At 65.3% G+C, this 4,377-nt stretch carries 6 protein-coding genes; 2 read left to right on the top strand and 4 right to left on the bottom strand.

The window, feature by feature from the left end:
- The coding region (locus Mth01_RS28905; protein WP_204019134.1) for a carbohydrate-binding protein at positions 1-409 on the top strand (409 nt) is incomplete at its 5' end.
- Positions 410-511: 102 nt separating this feature from the next.
- Here Mth01_RS28905 and Mth01_RS28910 read toward each other — a convergent pair.
- The 4 genes from Mth01_RS28910 to Mth01_RS28925 all read right to left on the bottom strand — a co-directional run bounded on the left by Mth01_RS28910 (position 512) and on the right by Mth01_RS28925 (position 3,411).
- On the bottom strand, positions 512-1,429 hold the full coding sequence (locus tag Mth01_RS28910) for a nucleotidyl transferase AbiEii/AbiGii toxin family protein (RefSeq protein WP_204019135.1): 918 nt from the start codon (positions 1,427-1,429) through the stop codon (positions 512-514).
- A 17-nt stretch (positions 1,430-1,446) separates the two neighbouring features.
- Positions 1,447-2,082, bottom strand: a complete 636-nt coding sequence (locus Mth01_RS28915) for a type IV toxin-antitoxin system AbiEi family antitoxin domain-containing protein (protein WP_275409060.1) — start codon at positions 2,080-2,082, stop codon at positions 1,447-1,449.
- A 292-nt stretch (positions 2,083-2,374) separates the two neighbouring features.
- Positions 2,375-2,596: a DUF397 domain-containing protein gene (locus tag Mth01_RS28920; RefSeq protein ID WP_204019137.1), complete on the bottom strand. Its 222-nt coding sequence runs from the start codon at positions 2,594-2,596 to the stop codon at positions 2,375-2,377.
- Entirely contained in the window at positions 2,584-3,411 is an 828-nt protein-coding gene (locus Mth01_RS28925; RefSeq protein ID WP_204019138.1) for a helix-turn-helix domain-containing protein, read from the bottom strand. The genes Mth01_RS28920 and Mth01_RS28925 overlap by 13 nt, the downstream gene beginning before the upstream one ends.
- 151 nt (positions 3,412-3,562) lie before the next feature.
- On the opposite strand from Mth01_RS28925, the gene Mth01_RS28930 reads away from it, so the two are divergent.
- A complete protein-coding gene (locus Mth01_RS28930) occupies positions 3,563-4,015 on the top strand; it encodes an ATP-binding protein (protein ID WP_204019139.1) in 453 nt (150 codons plus the stop codon).
- Positions 4,016-4,377 lie beyond the last annotated feature (362 nt).

Below are 4,377 nucleotides of genomic sequence, written 5' to 3' on the forward strand. Positions count from 1 at the left end.
CGCCGAGGGCAGCAACCCCGGCGGCGGCAAGCCGGCCAGCCCGACCTGTGATGGCAGCACGGTTGCGGGGGTCGGCATCCGGAAGGCCGGCCAGATATTCATGGGCGGCCTGAACCTCAAGACCACGCCGTGGACACACGCCAAGGCGCGCGCCGCGACCGTCCGGGTGGCGGCGATGTCCTACGCCAGAAGCTGTGTGGAGTTGAGGGCCGTCAAGGCCGCGTGGTCGGCGATCAATGTGCCGGCGGCCGCGGGGGAGCCGGTGTGCGAGTGGACGGAAGGAGTCAGGTACGTCGCGGGCGACCTGGTGAGGTACCTCGGCCACGTCTACCGGTGCCGGCAGGACCACCCCGCGCTGCGTGGCTGGGAGCCGCCCGCGGTGCCCGCGCTCTGGGAACTGCAGAGCTGATCGACTCGGCGCAGGTGGCAGTTGTACGCACAGCAGCGCCGAGCCATGTGTCGCGACCGCCGACTTGAAACTCGGACCGGCGGAGAGAGCGAGAGGAGTTGATCACGAGGAGGCGTTTGTCTTCCATGTCAGGGTCTGTGGATCCCAGATTCCAGAGCTGACCCGCCCGGATAGAACTGGATCGACCAGCGCCTTGGCCACGACCAGCGCGTCGGGAAGCGATCGTTCCGCGATCCAGGGAAGGTCGGCGACCACGCCGGCGTATCCGGCTGTCCACATCGCTTCATCCGGCACGTCGAGACTGGCGCGGTGAAGCAGTTTGCGTCGGTGTGCCTCCGAGGTGAACGCGGTGCTGAGGTGCTCCGCGCGTAGCGATCGCGACCTGGCGATGAGAACCAGGTCGACAAGGTCGCGAAAGCGCGTGCTCGGCCTGCCATTGTGGTCTTTCAGCATTGCCATGACCTTGTCGGAGACGGTGTCGACCAGTGGATAGAGCCGGTACGAGGGCCGGACCAGTCCCGGGATGTCGAGTGCGAGAATCGGCGGGGACACCTCTGGCTCGCCCGTGACGACAGCGCCGGTGACCAGATCGACTCCGAATCTCTCGAAGCGACGGGGACCCAGCCAGGCTTCCACACCCACCCGGATGCCCTCGACTCCCTGTATGAGGGACCGCGGGCGGTCGAAGCGGAAGGTGAAGAAATCCCCCAGTTCGGTCTCAGTAACTTTGCACAGTGCTGCGAATCCCGCCTCCGGCGAATCGGCAATGGCCATAACGTCGACATCGGCGGAGTGACGGGCCACGGAGAGGCGGGCCAGCAGGGCCACGCCACCCTTGAGAATCCAGCCGTTCTCATCGCTCGTGAAGAGGCGAGCGAGTAACCGGTCGTACGCGAACTGGCGACGACGTTGACTGGTCGAGTACGGCGAATCGCCAGAGGTCCTCTTGAGGCGATCCATGATGGCGGCGCCGAAAGCGTGGGGAGTGGCGTAGGGGAAGGTCTCGCCGGTGGGCTGCATGTGAATGCCGCTCGTCCTTATCGATGGGTCAGGTGCTCCAGGAACTCCTGACCGGTCGCGTCGGGCAGTCCGTAGGCCGTGGCATAGGGCGCCAGGGCCGTAGCGAGATCGTCGGGCTGGGCCAGATCCCGCTCCAGCATGTCCGCGACGACGAGGCCCAGATGGCCGCCGTCGAATCGGATCGATGCCAGGTCGATCACTGTCCGGCGTGGCGTGGTCACGAGGAGTCCGTCGAGCCATTCGACATCATCGCCGGCGAGTCGCGCACGGTGAATGGCCACATCCTGTCGCCGGGTTCGGAAACGACGCGGTGGCGGGATGATGAATTCCCACCGCAGGGGATCGAGAAGTCCTACGTCGTATACAAAAGCTGCACTGCTGTGCGAGACGACACCGTGAGTGCTTCCTCGCTCGTCCGCCTGAAGGTCCGGGGCGAGTTGGAGCCAGGCGGCACGCAGCTCCTCAAGACTGGGACGGGGAGCGCCCGCCACCCGGTAGACGCCGTGGGCCACATGCTCGAGGGCCCCGGCCTGGACCAGGCGGCTCAGATCGCGTCGGTGAGCGCCGTGGTTTTCCGCCTGTCGGGTCGTCACCAAGCCGTGTTGCGCCTCCGCAAGGGGCGACAGCCTACTGAGCGCACTACCGAGACCCATGGCACGATTGTCTCATTACTGAGACAGTCGTGCCAGGCCGCCGCCTCGTGCAAGTGTGGTCATCCCGATGACTTCGACGGTATGGGGCACCTGCGATCAACGATGGCGGCAGCGAAGCCCCCCGTCAGATGATCAACGAGATCGACCAGGTGAGCGGGGTGTGTTCACGGGAGACTTTGGTCTCACAGCGTTTCTCTGCCGGAGTGCGCACCCAAGGAAACCGCCTGACTGTTCCTGTCGACGCTCCAGTCGAGCAACCTGGAGGTGGTGAGGGGATGGACTATCGGGGGGATCAGGTCAGGTCGTCGAACTCGCCGTCCTTCACGCCTTGAATGAAGGTGTGCCACTCGGTGGCGGTGAAGATGAGTGCTGGGCCAGTCGGGTCCTTGCTGTCGCGGACGCCTCGGCGTCCCTGGGACAGCGTGGCTACCTCGACACAGTTGCCGCCCTCAGGCCCCGACCTAGTGGACTTACGCCAGGCCGCAGTCCGAAGTTCCTTGGTCAACTCGTCCATCGCTTCATCGTCTCCTCAATCAGCTTCAAGGACTCACGTTGCGGCAGGGCCTCGGCGCGGATCCCCTCGAACCTGAACATCAGGTTTCTGACGTCCTCTGGGCTTTCGGTCGCTTGGCTCATGTTTCCTGGGGATTCGACAAATGCAGTATCACAAACTCCCTGCGTTTGCGCGATGGCGAATGCTCCAGAGAGACCAGTGGTGGAGTAGGCGATGAGGGGGAGGACCTGGATGGTGATTCTGGGGGTCTGGCCGGCTTCGACAAGGTGGGTGAGCTGGGTCGCCATGACAGCGGGGCTGCCGATCGGGCGGTGCATGACTCCCTCGTCGATGACCACCCACAGCATCGGCGGCTTGGGCCGCTTGAGAATCGCCTGCCGTTCCATGCGGGCGACCACGTGCTTTTCGATCTCCTCGACGGTGACTCCGGGCTCGCCGCTCAGGATGGCCCTGGCATAGTCCTCGGTCTGCAGCAACCCCGGCACGAGGAGCGGTTCCCAGGTGCGGATCGCTTCGGCGGTCGCTTCCACGTCCAGCCACGGCCGAAACCATGGCGGGGCCGAGGCGTGGCTGACCATCGGCCATAGCCGCATGAGAGCGCCGTCCGCCTCCAGCGCCTCATCGCAGTGCCGGGCGAACTCCTCCGACGGAGACCGCTTCGCGGTCTCGATCATGCTGATCGTCCCGACCGAGTACGGCACGGCACGGGCCAGCCGCAGTTGGGACCAGCCGCGGGCCTTACGGTGTCGCCGCAGCTCGAAGCCGAATAACGCGGTGGGGGAGTCGGTGGGGTTGAGCACGCTCTCCGGTGGCATCCGGCCCTCCTCGTCCGCATTGCTGCATTTCAGCGGAGCTTTCACCGAAACCGTTGATAGCTCGTTGAAGTCATTCGACTACGAACTGTAGCTGAGACCTGCGAAGGTCGGAAGGCAGATCGGAACTCACGTCTGACAGGTGGGTGAAGTCATGAAAACGGCGAACGCGCTGCCGGGGATCCACCACGAGATCCGCCTTCCGGGCGATCCCGCCTCCGTCTCCCACGCGCGCTCCGAGGTACGGCGTCTGCTCGGCCACGAGCATCCGGCGGTGGATGACGTCACGCTGGTGACGTCCGAGCTCGTGACGAACGCCATCAAGCATTCCGGCTGTCAAGCCGGCGACTTCATCCGTTTCACGCTGGTCGCGTCGGACGGGGTTGTCCGTGTCGAGGTGCACGACCCGGGATCGGCACCCGCCGAACCTCGCCTCCGGCTGGATCCGGACGCGGAAGATGGTCGCGGCCTGCTGATCGTCGATGAGATCTCCACCGAATGGGGGATCTGTGAGCGCGACGACGGCCCGGGCCGTACGGTCTGGTGCGCCATCCGCTTCGCGCACGCCCCTGATAGCTCGTCCGTCCCCGAGGTCGTGTCCGGATAGGGAGGCGGACGACGGCCCGCCCCGCGATTGCGCGCCGATCTCGGGGGCAAAGCGGGTCTCACGCCTTTCCGGAGAGAGGTGAGGCCCGTGAACGTGTCCGGCCGGGGCCTTCCCCCGTAGCTCCCGGCTGGGCACATCCTCTCGGACCTGATCGTCGGGAGGGGTCGGAGCGTAAGCACCTGCATGCAGGTCGCACTGCACACAAGCCCTCAATTTCGTCATGACTCTACGAGCTAGCCCCTGTGTCCGCATCTCCAATGCGGGGTAGGGTGGGACAGTGTTGATCAGATTCGGGGCCGCGAACCATCGCTCCATCCGAGAGTCCGTCGAGCTCTCGATGGTCGCGATTGACCTCGTGAATT

This window comes from Sphaerimonospora thailandensis (assembly GCF_016863115.1).
Taxonomy (GTDB): domain Bacteria; phylum Actinomycetota; class Actinomycetes; order Streptosporangiales; family Streptosporangiaceae; genus Sphaerimonospora; species Sphaerimonospora cavernae.